Below are 16,933 nucleotides of genomic sequence, written 5' to 3'. Positions count from 1 at the left end.
CATGGAAAAGGAACGATTCTTCAAGCACAAGTTCCTGCCGGTCACGACGATCGTCCTAGCGATCATCCTACTCTGGTATATCTTCGCCATCGCTCTCAATGCACCGTTCCAGCGCGATCTGGACCGGCGCGGCAACGTTACGCCAACGACGATGGAATTCATCGTCAAGACCCTCGCCCAGCCAAAGCCAATCCTGCCGGCCCCGCATCAGGTGGCGCAGAACGTCTTCGAAAACACCTTTCTTCGCGCCCTGACCAGCAATCGAAGCCTCGTTTACAATGCCTGGGTGACCCTGTCCTCCACGGCTGTCGGCTTTGCGTTCGGCACGATCCTCGGTATTCTGATCGCGGTCGGCATCGTCCATGTCGTCGCCCTCGATCGCAGCCTCATGCCGTGGATCATCGCGTCACAGACGATCCCGATCCTTGCCATCGCGCCCATGGTCGTCGTCGTATTGGGCTCGATCGGTGTGACCGGCCTTATCCCAAAGGCACTGGTCTCGACCTACCTGTCCTTCTTTCCCGTCGCCGTCGGCATGGTGAAGGGATTGCGTTCGCCTGAGGTCATGCATCTCGATCTGATGCGCACCTATAATGCCAGCGCCATGCAGACTTTCTGGAAGTTGCGCGTCCCCGCGTCCGTCCCATTCCTCTTCACCTCGATGAAAGTTGCGATCGCGGCCAGCCTGACCGGAACGATCGTCGGCGAGCTGCCGACAGGCGCGGTTGCAGGCGTCGGAGCGAAGTTGCTCGCCGGCTCCTACCAGAGCTTGACGATCGATATATGGGCGGCACTCGTTGCCGGCTCCATCCTTGCCGCCGTGTTGATCGCCATGGTCAGCATTGTTGCGCGGATCGTCGATCGTGCCATGGGAGGCCGGCCAGCATGAAAACCTTCCATCTCTCCTGGCAATGCACCCTCGCATTGCTGCTTTGTCTTGCAGCGATCGCGACACTGCCGCTGTTTTCAGCCGATACCGCAGCCCCCGTCAGTAGCGGCACGACCTTCGTCATTTTCATTCTCATCGCCGGTGCAGCCGCTATTTCATTGACGAATTTGTCGGCGGAGTTTGGTGCCGCGGTCCTCCTCTTTGCCGCGCACGCCGCCGCATGGCTGCTGCTCGCCGGACTATCGGGCAACGAAGGCAATGCGGAAGCAGCGTTTTTCATTCTACTTGCCGCAGCTTGGCTAATGGCGTGGCGTTGCGTCGCCATTCTCTCTGGCATTCCCGTGCATTCGTCTGCTGGCAGCTATACGCTGCGATTGCTGATCCCTGCGATTTTCGGCGCTTGGATCATCATTGTCTGGGAGGCGGTGACGCGCGGCGCCGGCATCCCATTCATTCTCTTGCCACCGCCAAGCGCAATCGGCGCACGCATTGCCGGTTCCGTCTCGACGCTTTGGATCGATGTTCAGCAGACCATCTTCCGATCGGTCCTGATAGGCTACATCATCGGCTGCGCCAGCGGCTTCGTCGTCGCCATTCTCGCAGACCGCTTTGCCTTCCTGCGCCGCGGTCTGCTGCCGATCGGCAACCTGGTCTCGGCCCTCCCGATCATCGGCATCGCACCGATCATGGTCATGTGGTTCGGCTTCGACTGGCAGTCCAAGGCAGCCGTGGTCGTGGTCATGACCTTCTTTCCGATGCTGGTGAATACGGTGACAGGCCTTGCCGCCGCCGGCAATATGGAACGCGATTTGATGCGCACTTACGCATCGAGCTACTGGCAGACGCTCTTCAAGCTGCGCTTGCCAGCTGCCGCGCCTTTTATTTTCAACGCGCTGAAGATCAACTCGACCCTGGCTCTGATTGGTGCCATCGTGGCCGAGTTTTTCGGCACGCCCATGTCCGGCATGGGCTTTCGCATTTCAACCGAAAATGGGCGGTTGAACCTCGATATGGTCTGGGCGGAAATCGCAATTGCCGCGATCGCCGGCTCGGTCTTTTACGGTATCGTCGCCATCATCGAACGAATGGTGACGTTCTGGCATCCGTCTATCCGTGGTGGACAGACGTAATCCAGGATCCCTTCCAAGGGATCGAGGCATAACTTCAGAGGGAAAGGGTGAAGACATGAAAAAAATAATGTTTGCATTGATGGCAAGTGCCATGACGCTTGCAGCCACCCAGGGCGCGATGGCGGCGGATAAATTGACGCTGCAGCTGAAATGGGTCGCCCAGGCACAGTTCGGCGGCTACTTCGTTGCCAAGGACAAGGGCTTCTATAAGGACGAAGGCCTCGATGTCGATATCAAGGCGGGCGGGCCCGATATCGCTCCAGAGCAGGTGATCGCCGGCGGCGGCGCCGATGTCATCGTCGACTGGATGGGCGGCGCCCTGGTTGCCCGCGAAAAGGGCGTGCCGCTCATCAATATCGCACAACCCTTCGAAAAATCCGGTCTGGAGCTGATCTGCCCGAAGGACGGCCCGGTCAAGACGGAGAAGGATTTCAAGGGACACACCCTCGGCGTTTGGTTCTACGGCAACGAATATCCCTTCTTCGCCTGGATGCACAAACTCGGCCTAAAGACCGACGGCGGCAAGGATGGCGTCAACGTTCTCAAGCAGAGCTTCGACGTGCAGCCTCTCGTCCAGAAGCAGGCCGACTGCATCTCCGTCATGACCTATAACGAGTACTGGCAGGCGATCGACGCCGGCTTCAAGGCCGAAGATCTGACCGTCTTTAACTACACCAAGCTCGGCAACGACCTTCTGGAAGACGGTCTCTACGTCAAGGAAGACAAGCTGAAGGATGCAAAGTTCAAGGCCGATATGGTGAAATTCGTCCGCGCGTCGATGAAGGGCTGGAAATATGCCGTCGAGCATCCGGACGAAGCCGCCGAAATGGTCATGGACAATGGCGGCCAGGATGAAAACCACCAAAAGCGTATGGCGGGCGAAGTCGCCAAGCTGATCGGCAATGGCAAGCTCGACATGAAGACCTATGATCGTACGGTCGAAGCCCTGCTGGACCAAAAGATCATCAACAAGAAGCCGGCCGGCGCCTTTACGCACGAAATAACGGATGCCGCTCTGAAATAGGCTCGGAGTACTTACGGAGATTAAAACGCGCGGGGTTTCGGCCCCGCGCGTTTTTTTCATTTTGTAACAGCAACAACAAAAGGCTGGCTTTCCGGTAAAACTTGGCGGAAAAGCCTTCGGCTATCAATTATTCGAATGCCGACATCACAATGCCGTGATTGCTTCGGATGGTTGCAAACGATAGAAATACCCGCGAAATCATTTTCTCGTGATCTTGCGAGAATCGAAAACCGCTCCCATCTACAGGGGCGATTTTAGGATGAGGGACCTGCAGGCATGAAGGACGGATATTGATCTGCCGGCGGAAGCCGGCTCGCATGCAGTGCTCCCCGTGTTCGCGACGGAAGACAGCGAAATCCCTTTTGACCAATGCCGAACTGGAACCAGACGCATGGCCTTCACGCCGTTTAGACTTCTGAGCACGACTGCCATTCTACTTTCCCTGCTGGCCGCTCCTGCCGCCCTGGCAGAGCAGGCTGCCGTTACCGCGCCGAAGCAGAACCTGCCCGCAATCGTCATCACCACAACCGCAATGCGCCACCTGACCGACAAGGTCGTCGCGACCGGCACGGTGAAGGCCGTCGAAGAGGTCTACATCCAGCCGCAGGTGGATGGCCTCTCGATCCGTTCCCTCAACGCAGATGTCGGTGATAAGGTGACGGCGAACAGCACGCTAGCCACGCTGAACGACGACGCGCTGATTTTGCAGAAGAGCCAGATGCAGGCGACGCGGGCGAAGGGCGAGGCAAGTCTGGCGCAATTGCACGCACAGCTCACCGAAGCCCGCGCCAATGCCGAAGAGGCCGAATTGCAGCGCGTGCGCGCCGTCGCCATGGGCGCCAAGGGCACCATGTCGACCTCCTCGGTGGAACAGGCCAATGCTTCGGCTGCCGCCAACAAGGCACGCGTGGTTTCCGCCGAACAGGCCATCGCCGTTGCCGAGGCCGATCTCAAGGTCACGGATAGCCAGATCGCCGATACGGATCTGAAACTGGCCCGCACCGGCATCAAGACCCCGGTGGCAGGCACCGTCGCATCGCGCAATGCCCGTGTCGGGGCTATTGCAAACGGCAATGGCGATCCGCTCTTCACCATCATCCGCGACAGCCAGCTCGAACTGGTGGTCGATGTGTCCGAGAGTGATATTACCAAGATCAAGATCGGCCAGAAGGCGTTCATTGCGCTTTCCGGCAGCCGCGAAAAGCTTGCCGGAACCGTGCGCCTCGTCGCCCCGATCGTCGATGCCGTCACCCGCCTCGGTGCGGTGCATATCACGATCGACGATGGTGAGAAGGCGCGCGCCGGCATGTATGGCAGCGCCGAGATCATCATTCGCCAGGAAGACGGCGTTGCCCTGCCATTGACGGCAGTCAACAGCGAGGAAAACGGCTCTTCAGTCCGTAAGGTCGAAAACGGCGTGGTCAAATTCGTGGCCGTCGAAACCGGCATTCAGGACGGTGGCTATGTCGAGATCGTCAAGGGCCTGAAAGCGGGTGATGACGTCGTCGCCAAGGCCGGTGCTTATGTTCGCGACGGCGACCACATCACGCCCGTCCGTGACGCGTCGCAAGCCTCCAACTGAGCGAGAACGGCAAGATGAATTTCTCCGCCTGGTCCATCCGAAATCCGGTCGCCCCACTCCTCGGCTTCTTCCTGCTGATGGTGGTGGGTGCCCACGCCTTCTTCAATCTGCCCATCACCCGCTTCCCGAACATCGACGTGCCTGTTGTCAACGTCACCGTGACGCAGAGCGGCGCCTCGCCGGCCGAGCTCGAAATGCAGGTGACGAAGGAGATCGAAGATGCCGTCGCCAGCATCAACGACATCGACGAGATACAGTCGACCGTCACGGATGGCCAATCGCAGACCGTTGTGGTCTTCCGCCTGGAAGTGCCAACCGCGCAAGCGGTTCAGGATACAAAGGACGCCATCGACCGTATCCGCGGCAACCTGCCTTCCACCATCGACGAGCCGATCGTCTCCAAGGTCGATGTCGTTGGCCAGGCTATCCAGAGTTTTGCCGTTTCCTCGCCGAACATGTCGCTGGAAGAGCTGTCATGGTTCGTGGACGATACGGTCAAGCGCGCCCTGCAGGGCAAGGCGGGCATCGGCCGTGTTGACCGCTACGGCGGCGCCGATCGCGAAGTGCGCATCGAGCTCGACCCGAACAAGCTGAACGCCTATGGCATAACAGCGCTATCGGTGAGCCAGCAGCTACGCAGCACAAACATCGACCTCGGCTCCGGCCGAGGCCAGGTGGCCGGCAGCGAGCAGGCAATCCGCGTACTTGGCGATGCCCGCAATGTCGCGCAGCTCGCCGATACGACGATCGCGCTGACCAATGGCCGCTTCGTCAAACTCTCTGATCTCGGTGCGATCAAGGATACCTATCAAGAGCCGAAATCCTTCTCGCGATTCAACAGCGCGCCCGTTGTCACCTTCGGCGTATTCCGCGCTAAGGGAGCCAGCGAAGTGACCGTGGCGCAGCTGGTGGCCGACACGCTCGGCAAGGTCCGCGCTGAAAACCCGAACGTGTCGATCGAGATGATCGACGACGCCGTCTACTACACCTATGGCAACTACGAATCTGCGATGCACACGCTCATCGAGGGCGCCATACTGGCGGTCATCGTCGTTTTCCTGTTCTTGCGCAATTGGCGCGCGACACTGATATCTGCGATCGCTCTGCCACTCTCTGCTATCCCGACATTCTGGATCATGAACCAGATCGGCTTCTCGCTGAACCTCGTCAGCTTCCTGGCGCTGACGCTGGCCACCGGCATCCTCGTTGATGACGCCATCGTCGAGATCGAGAACATTGCCCGCCACATCAAGATGGGCAAGACGCCCTATCGCGCCGCCATTGACGCCGCGGACGAAATCGGTCTGGCCGTGATCGCGACGACCTTCACCATCATCGCGGTCTTCGTGCCCGTCTCCTTCATGCCGGGTATACCGGGCCAATACTTCATCCAGTTCGGCCTGACCGTCGCCTTCTCGGTATTCTTCTCGCTGCTGGTGGCGCGTCTGATAACGCCGATGATGGCCGCCTATCTGATGCGCGCCGAAGATGGCGTCGATGACCATCATGACAATGACGGTCGCTTCATGCGCGGCTACAGCTGGCTGGTACGGCTGACGACAAAGGAGTGGTACACGCGTTATCCGACGCTGCTTGCCGCCTTCGCCTTCTCGATCGCTTCTGTTTTCGCCCTCATCATGTTTGTCCCCGGCAGCTTCATCCCGCCGGAAGACGCCTCGCGCATCGTTTTGTCGGCAGAACTGCCGCCGAACGCACGGCTCGATGATACCGAGCAGGCAACTAACGAGATTTATCGCCGCGTCAAGGGCATAGATGGCGTTGAAAGCGTCTTCGTACTCGGTGGTGCCTCGCCGAAGGGCGATCTGGAACTGCGCCGCGCAACCGTGACTCTGACGCTGGGCAAGCTCGACCAGTCGCTGATCAAGAAGCTGGTGAACGATGTACTGGGCTCGATCCCGGTCGTCGGCCCCCATCTGCCGAAAGTCACCGTCCATGGGCGCGTACGCCCGCAATGGGACATCGAAAAGGAAGTATTTGCCAAGCTCCGATCGATCCCCGACGTTCGCATCACCAAGCTGAACGATCGTGGTGATCGCGACCTGACCTACAACTTCCTCTCGCGCAATGAGAAGGATCTCAATCAGGCGGTCGGCATTCTGGAAGCCAAGCTGCGTACCGATCCGGCGCTCGCCAATGTCAGCGCCGACGGCGCCCTGCCTCGGCCCGAGCTGCAGATATTTCCGCGCAAGGACGAGGCGGCACGCCTCGGTATCACGCCACAGATGATTTCGGATACGGTCCGCGTAGCCACCATTGGCGATATCGACGCGTCGCTTGCGAAGATCTCGCTCGATGATCGCCAGATCCCGATCCGCGTTCAGGCCTCGCTCGGCATGCGCCGGGATCTCGCAGCGATCCGTGCGTTGCGCATCAAGACATCGATGGGCACCACCGGACAGGCGACCACCGTGCCGCTGTCGAGTGTGGCAGACATCGATTATTCGGAAGGCCTCTCCTCCATCAAGCGCAACAACCGTTTCCGCGTCGTCGCGATCGGTGCTGACCTGCCGCAGGGCGTGGCGCTGGATACGGCATCGGAACACTTCCTCAATATCGTCAACAACGCCAAGATCCCGGCAACCGTGCATCTGGCGGAAAGCGGCGATACCAAGGTCCAGAAGGAAATGCAGCAGAGCTTCGGCAATGCCATGCTTCTCGGCCTCATGCTTGTTCTGACCGTGCTGATCCTGCTGTTCAAGGATGTGATCCAGCCCTTCACCATTCTGCTCTCGCTGCCCCTAGCGATCGGCGGCGTGGCGCTGGCCTTGATCATGACAGGCAATGCGCTGTCCATGCCCGTCATGATCGGCATTCTGATGCTGATGGGTATCGTGACGAAGAACGCCATCCTGCTCGTCGATTTTGCCATCGAGATGATGCACCAGGGCATGCCGCGGCTGGAAGCGGTCGTCGAAGCCGGCCGCAAGCGTGCCCGCCCGATCATCATGACGTCGATCGCCATGTCGGCCGGCATGTTGCCATCCGCTCTCGGCGTCGGCGAAGGCGGCTCCTTCCGCGCACCGATGGCGATTGCGGTGATCGGCGGCATCATAGTCTCGACGGTGCTCAGCCTGGTGGTCGTGCCGTCCTTCTTCCTCATTATGGACGACCTTTCCCGCCTGCTCGGCTACCTCTTCGGCAGGCTTGTCGGCAAGAAGGATGCGGACGACGAAGTCGTGACCAAGGAAGGTCTGGCCGTGGCCGTCAACGAAAACCGCCAGTCGCTCACCAATCTGGAAGAGCGGCTGGAGGCCATCGAAAACAAGGATGGAAGAAACCGGTCCGTGGGCACGAACGTCCTAAAGCTGCCGCCCTTTGCGGCAGAATAAAACAATCTCGCTGGATATCGGAAACAAGGACGGGGCGGCTCAAAGGCCGCCCTGTTCCTTCAGGAAATCGACGATTTTGCTGACGCCGTCACCACGCTTCATGTCGGAAAACACGAAGGGGCGAGCCTGCCGCATCCGGGTCGCATCGCGATCCATCACATCAAGATCCACCTCGACGAAGGGCGCCAGATCCTTCTTGTTGATGACGAGAAGGTCCGATTTGGTGATGCCGGGGCCACCCTTGCGCGGGATTTCCTCACCCTGGCATACCGAGATCACATAGATGGTGATATCGGCAAGATCGGGCGAAAAGGTTGCGGCCAGATTGTCACCGCCGGATTCGATGAAGACGACATCAAGGTCGGGGAGGCGCTCGTTCAAGCTGGCGATGGCTTGCAGATTGATCGTCGCATCCTCGCGGATCGCCGTGTGCGGGCAGCCGCCCGTTTCGACGCCGACGATACGGTCAGATGGCAGCGCCTGCATACGCACCAGCGCTTCCGCATCCTCGGTCGTATAGATGTCGTTGGTAACGACGGCGACGGAATAGTCCTCGCGCATCGCCTTGCACAGTTTCTCCGTCAGCGCCGTCTTACCCGAACCGACCGGGCCGCCGATCCCGACACGCAATGGTCCATGTCTCGATTTCATGCTCGCAACTCCGATAAAGTAATAGCATAGCTAAGCGTCGGGCGGCCGCACAGCGGCGAATGACGTAGGCGATGCCTCAATTTCAGTATTTTCCTGGTGACGTTCATTATGACCGAAAGAGCCGCGTGCTTTGGGTTTCGTGCCGCAGGCTCGCAATATCGGCCTGTACCGCAGCAGCGCCAAGATCGTCGAGGCTGGATTGGGCGGCGCGGCGCGCAACATCTGCAAAGAGGCTTTCCAGCCGCGCCAGAATAGCAACACCATCTTTCTGGCCGCTCACGCCAAGGCGAATGCCGGCTGATACCATCTGCGAGGCCAGCGCATGCAGGAAGGCGGCAACCGCCTTCTCGGCGGCAATGCCATGCGCACCTGCGACGGCGCCAATCGCAACCGGATAGGCCGTCCTTGCCGGCAGCATGGAAAAGATCGCATGCGGCCAGGCGGCCGCCGCCGAGAGAAAGGCATCTCCAAGCAGCATGGTCTCGTTGTGCCGCTCCTTCGAGCCGGCGAGCGCCTCGGCAAGCTCTGCAACGGCCGCAAGCCGCGGCCCATCCACGTCAGCCCGATGCGCCTCGACCAGCAGCACCGCATCGTTCCACGCGGAACCATGCTCGATGAGTGTAGAAATCCAATCGCTGAGGCCGGTACTATCGCGCACTAGGCCATCATGCACCGCACGCTCTAGACCGCCGGAATAGGCGAATGATCCCACAGGAAACGCCGGCGAGAGCCATGCCATCAGCCGCAGAAGCGCCTGCAGATCGCCGTCATCCGAAGCCGCAGTATTGGTCATCACGGTTCAATCGTGCGAATGGTTGTGATGATCGTGTCCGTGGTCATGCTGGTGATTATGATGATGGTCGTGGCCATGCGAATGGCCTCCATGGGCGTGATACGCGCCGCGCGCCGGCTGGAAGGGCTCGCTGACCTCGGTCACGACCGCCCCCAGCCCCTCGAGCATGGACCGGATCACGTGATCGCGTAGGATCAGGATACGCTCCTCCTCGATCTGCGCGGAAAGATGCCGGTTGCCGAGATGCCAGGCAAGCTCGATCAGATGCCTGCGATCGCGCGGGCGGATCTCAAAAAGCTTTTCGTCGGCGGCGACGATCTCGATCAACTCGCCGTCTTCGCGCACCAGCAGATCGCCGCTGGCAAACAGCACCGGCTCCTTGAGGTCGAGCATGACCATTTCGCCATTTTCAAGATGCAGGAGCTTGCGGCGCAGATGCCTGAGATCATGCGGCAGGACGACACGATCGATCGGATTGGAGGAAGGGGTGCCGGCCGGCAGGTAGGAAGTGACGCGTAGCATGACTGTTCCAGTTCAATACTTTGTCCGACCATGCAAAATTGTCGCCGCCCGCGCAAGCATCAATGACGTGTGGAAGCGTCACATTTGTTGCACATAGCGTTGCAGTTCCCTGACATCTGTCGTTGCTTCCTGTTCCTGCTCCGTGGCGCAGCGATGCCAGACCTGCGATAGACGCTCGCGCTCGTGCATGACACGGTTACGACCAAGTGTCTTGGCAAGATAAAGCGCCTTATCGGCGGCGGCGTAGACTGCCTCCGTCTTGCGATCCCCGCCGATGTCTGCAATCCCGGCTGAAATGGTGACCTTTACCGATCCCCCGTCAACGGCGATCGACTGTTCGGCGATCTGTTCCTTGATCTCCTCCACGCGCGCGATCCGCTCGGCCGGATCGCCGCCATGGATGATGACGCCGAACTCCTCACCGCCAAGCCGTGCAATCACGTCATCTCCGGTGAAAGCATTGGAAAATAGCCGCGACACCGCAACGATCACCGCATCACCGGATGCATGCCCGAAACGATCGTTGATTGCCTTGAAACGGTCGAGATCGAAGATAGCCAGCGAAGCGCCGTCTGCAACCGTATCCAACGCCTCGGTGAAAGCACGGCGGTTGAGTAGGCCGGACAACATGTCGGTGCGGCTCAACCGCTCGAATTCGGCACGAGAGACCGCAAGCCTGTGGATGGAAAAGCCTGCCAGCACCGCAAGCGCGCCGGACACGGTGCCCCCGATGATCCATGCCAGAAAAACGCCAAAACTCATCGCCTCGAAGATCGGCAATGGCAGAAGATCAAGCCATTGCATCACCAAAATCAGCATCAAGATAATGGCAAGCGACATGATGACCGCAACGAAACTCATCTTAAGCGCGAAAATAAAAATCGCACGTCGCTGCTGAAAGTTACAGAGTTCGGCCTGCAGCGAAATCCATTGCTTCATGCGATTCACCTTCCTCAGCCCACTGTTTCAATCATGTGAGTTAGGGGTGAAGACGCTTCCAGGTCTTTAATGGAATAATTAAAATGCGGTGCATTTCCCAAGTTGTGAACAACCGGGAGGCTACCGCCGCAAAATCCAGTTTGCCGAAGGAAATGCGCGATGGCAGCGCCACCACGTCATGTCATTGATATTGCTGTGCCCTGTAGGCCGCATAAGGAAACCCCGGGAAACCGGGGCTTTCATATCTGCCATTGATAGCCGTCCGAAATATCCTCAGAAAAGGAAATAGCGCTGCGCCATCGGCAGCACAGTTGCCGGCTCGCAGGTCAGAAGCTCGCCATCGGCGCGCACTTCATAAGTTTCCGGATCAACTTCGATGTGCGGCGTCAAGCTGTTGTGGATCATCGATGCCTTGGAAATGCCGCCTCGCGTGTTCCGGACGGGCAGCAGCTTTTTGGCGATACCGAGCTTGCCGGCAAGCCCCGCGTCGAACGCTGCCTGGGAAACAAACGTCACCGACGAATTCGTGCGATTCTTGCCATAGGCGCCAAACATCGGCCGGTAGTGCATCGGCTGCGGCGTCGGAATGGAGGCATTCGGGTCGCCCATGGGTGCTGCGGCGATCGAACCGCCGATCAGCACCATCTCCGGCTTCACGCCAAAGAAAGCCGGGTTCCAGAGTACCAGATCGGCGCGCTTGCCGACCTCGATCGAGCCGACTTCATGGCTGACGCCATGCGCGATCGCCGGATTGATCGTATATTTGGCAATGTAGCGCTTCGCGCGGAAATTATCGTTGTCGCCGATCTCCTGCGCCAGGCGGCCGCGCTGGCGCTTCATCTTGTCGGCGGTCTGCCAGGTGCGGATCGCCACTTCGCCGACGCGGCCCATGGCCTGGCTGTCGGAGGAGATGATCGAGAAGGCGCCGATATCGTGGAGAATATCCTCGGCGGCGATCGTCTCCTTGCGGATGCGGCTCTCCGCGAAAGCAATGTCCTCGGGAATCGACGGCGACAGGTGATGACAGACCATCAGCATGTCCAGATGCTCGGCAATCGTATTAACCGTATAGGGCCGCGTCGGATTGGTCGAAGACGGGATGACGTTCGACTGCCCGCAGATCTTGATGATATCGGGCGCATGGCCGCCGCCCGCGCCTTCCGTGTGGAATGCGTGGATGGTGCGCCCCTTGATGGCACCGATCGTATCCTCCACGAAGCCGCTTTCATTCAACGTATCCGTGTGGATCATCACCTGCACATCGTATTCGTCGGCAACGCTGAGGCAGCAGTCGATCGCCGCCGGCGTGGTGCCCCAATCCTCATGCAGCTTGAGCGCACAGGCTCCGCCAAGCACCATTTCCTCCAAGGCGGCGGGAACGGAGGCATTGCCCTTGGCCGAAAGGCCGATATTCATCGGAAAGGCATCGAAGGATTCGATCATCCGTGCCAGATGCCACGGTCCTGGCGTGCAGGTCGTTGCCAGCGTTCCGTGCGCAGGCCCGGTGCCGCCGCCAAGCATAGTGGTGACGCCCGACATCAGGGCTTCCTCGATCTGCTGCGGGCAGATGAAATGAATATGGCTGTCCATGCCGCCGGGGGTGAGGATCTTCCCCTCGCCCGCAATCGCCTCCGTGCCGGGGCCGACGATGATATTGACATTGGGCTGGGTATCCGGATTGCCGGCCTTGCCGATCGCGACGATACGGCCGTCCTTCAACCCGACATCCGCTTTCGCGATCCCCCAGTGATCAAGGATCAGCGCATTGGTAATCACGGTATCGACAGCTCCGCCAGCCCGCGTCACCTGGCTCTGTCCCATGCCGTCACGGATGACTTTACCGCCGCCGAACTTCACCTCCTCGCCATAGGTGGTGAAATCCTTCTCCACTTCAATGAACAATTCGGTGTCTGCCAAACGAACCTTGTCGCCAACGGTCGGTCCGAACATGTTGGCATAGGCGGCACGGGAAATCTTGTAGGGCATAAGTCAGTCTCCTTGGGAGGCAGAGATGTGGTTCGTGGCGGCAAGGCGCCTGAGGCGGCCGAGGGAAACATAGGTATCCACAAGCCGTTTCTCGGCGGCAAAAGGATGTTCCTCCCAGCCCGTGTGGCTGAAGCCGGTAATGGCAATATCGTCGTCGGGATGGCGTGCCATTGCTTCGGCGATCACGATCATGCCGCTGCTCGGTACAACGTAGGAGCCGGGATCGTAATCCGCCAACGCCGTATCGACGCCTTCATGAACGTCCCGGTCTATCACCACATGCCGCTTGCCCGTGGCCTGGCAGAAGGCAGTGAACTGATCGGTATAATCGTCGCAAAAATCATCAAGCTCAGGATGCGAGATCGCCAGAGGCGCGCGCAGCTCGGCGAATTTGCCTGGATCACGCACGCTCCAGATTTCCGATGCGGCGGCAACCGCAGGGCTCTTACGCCACTCCGCCGAGCCGAGCATGGCACGCGCAGGCCGGCCTGTGTTGCACACGGCAACGACGTCGGTCCGGCTGCCGCCGGTCCCCATCGATCGGCAATCGTTGAAACGGATCACGAGATCGGCGGCGTCGATGACGACGGCTCCACCGGCCGCAATCTCACCGTTACCGACGATCATCACCTGGCGCCTGGGGTTCACTGACCACCCTCCGGTCCATCCGCGAGATCCTTCAATTCCTTGGTCCGTTTCTTGGTCAGGTCCGCCTTGCAGCCGGAAACGAGCATCGGCTCCATCGAGCCGCCGCGGGCTTGAAACCCTTGCGCCTCGCATTCACCGTCACGATAATCCACCCAGGCTCGCTGCGCCTTTACCAGTGCCTTTTCGGCGCCCTTCATGTCGTTGTCGAGATCCGCGTCTATGGCCACCATTGCAGCACGCGTCTTCTTGTATTGCGCGTTCAACGCCTTGTCGGCCGTGTCGAAGTCGAGAGCGGCGCAGATATTGAGATCCGTCTGCGCCTCGGCTTTGGCACAATCGATCTTCGGCTCGTCCGGATTGTTCTGCCCAAAGGCAGAGCCGCAGATCAGGGCTGCAACAAGAGCTACGGCAGCGGGCGCAGGCAATCTCATCGACATCTCCAAGAACTAGAGCTTGCCCATGACCTGCTGACGGAAGCCGTAGACCTCGCGCTTGCCCGACAGCGGGATCAGGGTGACCGAGCGTGTCTGGCCCGGCTCGAAGCGCACGGCAGTGCCGGCTGGAATATCGAGCCGCATTCCCCTTGCCTTGTCGCGGTCGAAGGAAAGTCCGGCATTGGTTTCGCCAAAATGATAATGGCTGCCAACCTGGACCGGCCGGTCCCCGGTGTTGGAAACCTCAAGCGTCACGGTCGGCGCTCCGGCATTGAGTTCGATGTCGCCGCTTGCGGCAATAACTTCACCTGGGATCATGGTTCTCTCCTCATGCGGCGCGGACGGGCGCGCATCCCTCTGCTTTCAGAACACGCTTCGTGGAAGCAGGATATTTGACGAGCAAGGCTGCCGGACGGATAGGGCGCTGCGCGAAGTCGCCGCCGCAATTCGGACAGGCGCCGCCCAACACAATATCGGCGCACTCAACACAGAAGGTGCACTCGAACGTGCAGATCATCGCCTCCCGGCTGTCAGGCGGCAGATCCCTGTCGCAGCATTCGCAATTGGGCCTCAGCTCCAGCATCGCAACCTCACCTGATGGGTTCGTGGACGGTCACAAGCTTGGTGCCGTCGGGGAACGTCGCTTCGACCTGAACGTCATGGATCATCTCGGCAACACCTTCCATCACCTGATCGCGCGTGATGACATGGGCGCCGGTTTCCATCAATTCAGCGACTGGGCGGCCGTCGCGTGCGCCTTCGACCACGAAATCGGTAATCAGCGCAATGGCTTCGGGATGATTGAGCTTGACGCCGCGCTCCAGCCGCCGCCGCGCCACCATCGCCGCCATCGAAATCAGCAGCTTGTCTTTTTCTCTCGGAGTGAGGTTCATCGCCTACCTATGTGATTGCTGTTTGCTCAATTTACAGATTCCAGACTTTCGGCACAGGCGCCCCGTCGCGCAAGGCGGAAATGATCGGGATGAGGATTTTTCTGAGCGCGAAGCCATCGGCGGCGGCGAGCCGCACGATGAGCTTTTCGCCCCAGTGGCTGGCGCCTCCCATATGGGTTTCGAGGAGCGGCCTGATACGGCCGAGATAGGTCTCGGCCAGAGGGCCGACATAAAGCAAAGTCGCGAAGGCGACCTGACCGTCAAGCACGGCCATCTTCGCCGTTAATGCTGCCACGTCGCCATTCAACTGCAACTCCTCGGCATGGACCAGCCGCCCGCAACGGCGAATACGCCAGCGATCCCGAAAGAGCCCCTGCTCCATCGCCTCGCCCATGGCTTTACGCCCAAGCAGGATCGCCTCGACCGCGAGGAATTCGGCCGCATCGTCGAGCTCCACATTCAACGCACGCGAAAGCGAGGCGCGGTCGAACAGGATAGTCTCCTGCGGCAGCCAATCGACCCGGGCGCCGCGGCCAACCTTGATGGAGGTTTCGACCTCTGCCGTTCCGGCCGAAGCCTTGTAGATTTTTTCGCAGGCCTGCGTCGTCACATCGATGCGTGTACCCGGCGCGGCGGAAATGCTCCAATCCATCCGGTCGCCGCCGGTCAGGCCGCCGGCCGTATTGATAATGACGGCCTCCATCGAATGATCGAACGTTTCCGGCAGCCGGATCTTTGCTGCCCCTTCCTGGAAGAGCTCGGAAAGGCGCGTGCGGCCGCCAAGCGACTTCGCCGCAAGATGGCCGCGACCCCGCGCCCTCTGCGGTCTCGTGCCCGCCGCCATCATTGCCATCAGCCTCTCCACACATCACATCATGCCAAAGCCCGGCCATTGAAGCCCGGCAAGGAATAAATGCAAGCAATTCCTGTGCCTTATCAGATGCAGCGCGATATCGGCGCTCTAGCAGTCATAAGAGCTAGATTTTTCATCAAGCGCCCAAAAGAAAGGCAAGTACCTCCATCTTAAACAGATCGGCTTCGTCGCCGCCGCTGGAGGCCAGGCATGTCAGCCTAGACCACACGATCCGGTGGCTCGCGTCCGGCAAAGAAGGCGGTGATATTGTCCACCACCTTCATCCCCATGGCCGTGCGTGTCTCCTCCGTCGCGCTGCCGAGATGCGGGAAAAGCACGACATTGTCCATCGCTCTCAACCGCTCGGGAATATGCGGTTCAGCCTCGTAAACGTCGAGACCGGCACCGCGGATCGTTCCCTGCTCCAATGCCGATATCAGCGCCGCCTCGTCGACAACATCGCCCCTTGCGGTGTTTATCAGAAAAGAGCCGGGCTTCATGGCCCCGAAACGGGCCGCGTTCATCAGATGGCGGTTCTCGGCGCCGCCTGGGCAGTGCAGCGAGACGAAATCCGAGACTTCCAGAACATCTTCTACGGTTTGTAACTGGACAGCACCATAGCGAGCTGCCTCCATCGGATCGACGGCGGAACGATTATAGAAGACGACATCCATGCCGAAGCCGAAATGGCAGCGCTGCGCGAAGGCGCGGCCGATGCGGCCAAAGCCGATGATGCCGACGGTCTTACCCGTCACTTTGGTGCCAACGAGATGCGTCGGCCGCCAGCCGGTCCAGGCACCGGCCCTGACCTCGCGCTCGCCTTCGCCGCCCCGTCGCGCGACTGAAAGAAGCAGGAGCATGGCGATATCAGCCGTGCAATCGGTCAGCACACCGGGCGTGTTGGTGACCACTACGCCCTTCTGCTTTGCAGCAGCGATATCGATGTGGTTGAAGCCGACACCGAAATTACCGACGATCTTTGAGCGGATCGCTCCCTCGAAAAGCGCGGCGGGAAGCTTGTCGGAAACGGTCGGCAGGACGGCGTCATAGGTGAGCAGCGCCTCGCGCAACTGCCCCGCATCGAGTGCTGCGTCATCCCTGTTCAAAGTGGTGTCGAAACGCTCCGAAAGCACCGCCTCGACCGCCGACGGCCAGCGCCGGGTCACGAGAATACGGGGTTTGCTCATGCTGTCATCCTCCTGCCGATATGGGAAGATCTAAAACAGACCCGACATGAAG

Annotated in this window: 17 protein-coding genes; 5 read left to right on the top strand and 12 right to left on the bottom strand. The window is 59.9% G+C overall.

The genetic code is table 11. From position 1 onward, the window contains the following. Nucleotide 1 precedes the first annotated feature (1 nt). The 5 genes from ACYJRZ_RS01015 (at nt 2) to ACYJRZ_RS00995 (ending at nt 7,975) form a co-directional block, all read left to right on the top strand. Nucleotides 2–889 carry an ABC transporter permease gene (locus ACYJRZ_RS01015; protein WP_459455225.1) on the top strand — a complete coding sequence of 296 codons (888 nt, stop codon included), beginning with the start codon at nt 2–4 and terminating at the stop codon, nt 887–889. Beyond that, nucleotides 886–2,019 (top strand): ABC transporter permease, encoded by a 1,134-nt coding sequence (locus tag ACYJRZ_RS01010; RefSeq protein ID WP_459455223.1) that lies wholly within the window; start codon nt 886–888, stop codon nt 2,017–2,019. The genes ACYJRZ_RS01015 and ACYJRZ_RS01010 overlap by 4 nt, the downstream gene beginning before the upstream one ends. Before the next feature lie 55 nt (nt 2,020–2,074). Next, on the top strand, nt 2,075–3,043 hold the full coding sequence (locus ACYJRZ_RS01005) for an ABC transporter substrate-binding protein (protein WP_459455221.1): 969 nt from the start codon (nt 2,075–2,077) through the stop codon (nt 3,041–3,043). 391 nt (nt 3,044–3,434) lie between these two features. After that, a complete protein-coding gene (locus ACYJRZ_RS01000) occupies nt 3,435–4,625 on the top strand; it encodes an efflux RND transporter periplasmic adaptor subunit (protein WP_459455219.1) in 1,191 nt (396 codons plus the stop codon). A gap of 14 nt (nt 4,626–4,639) precedes the next feature. Beyond that, entirely contained in the window at nt 4,640–7,975 is a 3,336-nt protein-coding gene (locus ACYJRZ_RS00995; RefSeq protein WP_459455217.1) for an efflux RND transporter permease subunit, read from the top strand. A 39-nt stretch (nt 7,976–8,014) separates the two neighbouring features. Here the strand turns inward: ACYJRZ_RS00995 and ureG are convergent, their stop codons facing one another. From ureG to ACYJRZ_RS00935, 12 genes are all read right to left on the bottom strand, one after another. Further along, nucleotides 8,015–8,626 (bottom strand): urease accessory protein UreG, encoded by a 612-nt coding sequence (ureG, locus tag ACYJRZ_RS00990; protein WP_459455215.1) that lies wholly within the window; start codon nt 8,624–8,626, stop codon nt 8,015–8,017. 106 nt (nt 8,627–8,732) lie between these two features. After that, the gene (locus ACYJRZ_RS00985) at nt 8,733–9,419 is read right to left on the bottom strand and encodes an urease accessory protein UreF (protein WP_459455213.1); all 687 of its coding nucleotides are present in this window, start codon (nt 9,417–9,419) and stop codon (nt 8,733–8,735) included. A gap of 6 nt (nt 9,420–9,425) precedes the next feature. Next, nucleotides 9,426–9,941, bottom strand: coding sequence for an urease accessory protein UreE (ureE, locus tag ACYJRZ_RS00980; protein ID WP_459455211.1), 516 nt, complete (start codon nt 9,939–9,941; stop codon nt 9,426–9,428). Between the two features lie 78 nt (nt 9,942–10,019). Beyond that, nucleotides 10,020–10,880 carry a GGDEF domain-containing protein gene (locus ACYJRZ_RS00975; RefSeq protein WP_459455209.1) on the bottom strand — a complete coding sequence of 287 codons (861 nt, stop codon included), beginning with the start codon at nt 10,878–10,880 and terminating at the stop codon, nt 10,020–10,022. 273 nt (nt 10,881–11,153) lie between these two features. Next, the gene (gene ureC, locus ACYJRZ_RS00970; RefSeq protein WP_459455208.1) at nt 11,154–12,866 is read right to left on the bottom strand and encodes an urease subunit alpha; all 1,713 of its coding nucleotides are present in this window, start codon (nt 12,864–12,866) and stop codon (nt 11,154–11,156) included. Between the two features lie 3 nt (nt 12,867–12,869). Next, nucleotides 12,870–13,493, bottom strand: a complete 624-nt coding sequence (locus tag ACYJRZ_RS00965) for a Urease operon accessory protein (protein ID WP_459456892.1) — start codon at nt 13,491–13,493, stop codon at nt 12,870–12,872. A 17-nt stretch (nt 13,494–13,510) separates the two neighbouring features. Beyond that, nucleotides 13,511–13,945 (bottom strand): lysozyme inhibitor LprI family protein, encoded by a 435-nt coding sequence (locus ACYJRZ_RS00960; RefSeq protein WP_459455206.1) that lies wholly within the window; start codon nt 13,943–13,945, stop codon nt 13,511–13,513. Between the two features lie 15 nt (nt 13,946–13,960). Then, the gene (locus tag ACYJRZ_RS00955; RefSeq protein WP_459455204.1) at nt 13,961–14,266 is read right to left on the bottom strand and encodes an urease subunit beta; all 306 of its coding nucleotides are present in this window, start codon (nt 14,264–14,266) and stop codon (nt 13,961–13,963) included. Nucleotides 14,267–14,276: 10 nt separating this feature from the next. Next, nucleotides 14,277–14,531 carry a DUF1272 domain-containing protein gene (locus tag ACYJRZ_RS00950; RefSeq protein ID WP_459455202.1) on the bottom strand — a complete coding sequence of 85 codons (255 nt, stop codon included), beginning with the start codon at nt 14,529–14,531 and terminating at the stop codon, nt 14,277–14,279. A 7-nt stretch (nt 14,532–14,538) separates the two neighbouring features. Then, entirely contained in the window at nt 14,539–14,841 is a 303-nt protein-coding gene (locus tag ACYJRZ_RS00945; RefSeq protein ID WP_015340839.1) for an urease subunit gamma, read from the bottom strand. A 31-nt stretch (nt 14,842–14,872) separates the two neighbouring features. Further along, on the bottom strand, nt 14,873–15,694 hold the full coding sequence (locus ACYJRZ_RS00940) for an urease accessory protein UreD (protein ID WP_459455200.1): 822 nt from the start codon (nt 15,692–15,694) through the stop codon (nt 14,873–14,875). 218 nt (nt 15,695–15,912) lie between these two features. Further along, nucleotides 15,913–16,881: a 2-hydroxyacid dehydrogenase gene (locus ACYJRZ_RS00935; RefSeq protein ID WP_459455198.1), complete on the bottom strand. Its 969-nt coding sequence runs from the start codon at nt 16,879–16,881 to the stop codon at nt 15,913–15,915. Nucleotides 16,882–16,933: the final 52 nt, after the last annotated feature.

Source organism: Rhizobium sp. No.120 (assembly GCF_054558365.1).
Note: the sequence above shows the minus strand (reverse complement) of the source record. Positions and strands in the feature narration are given on the sequence as shown.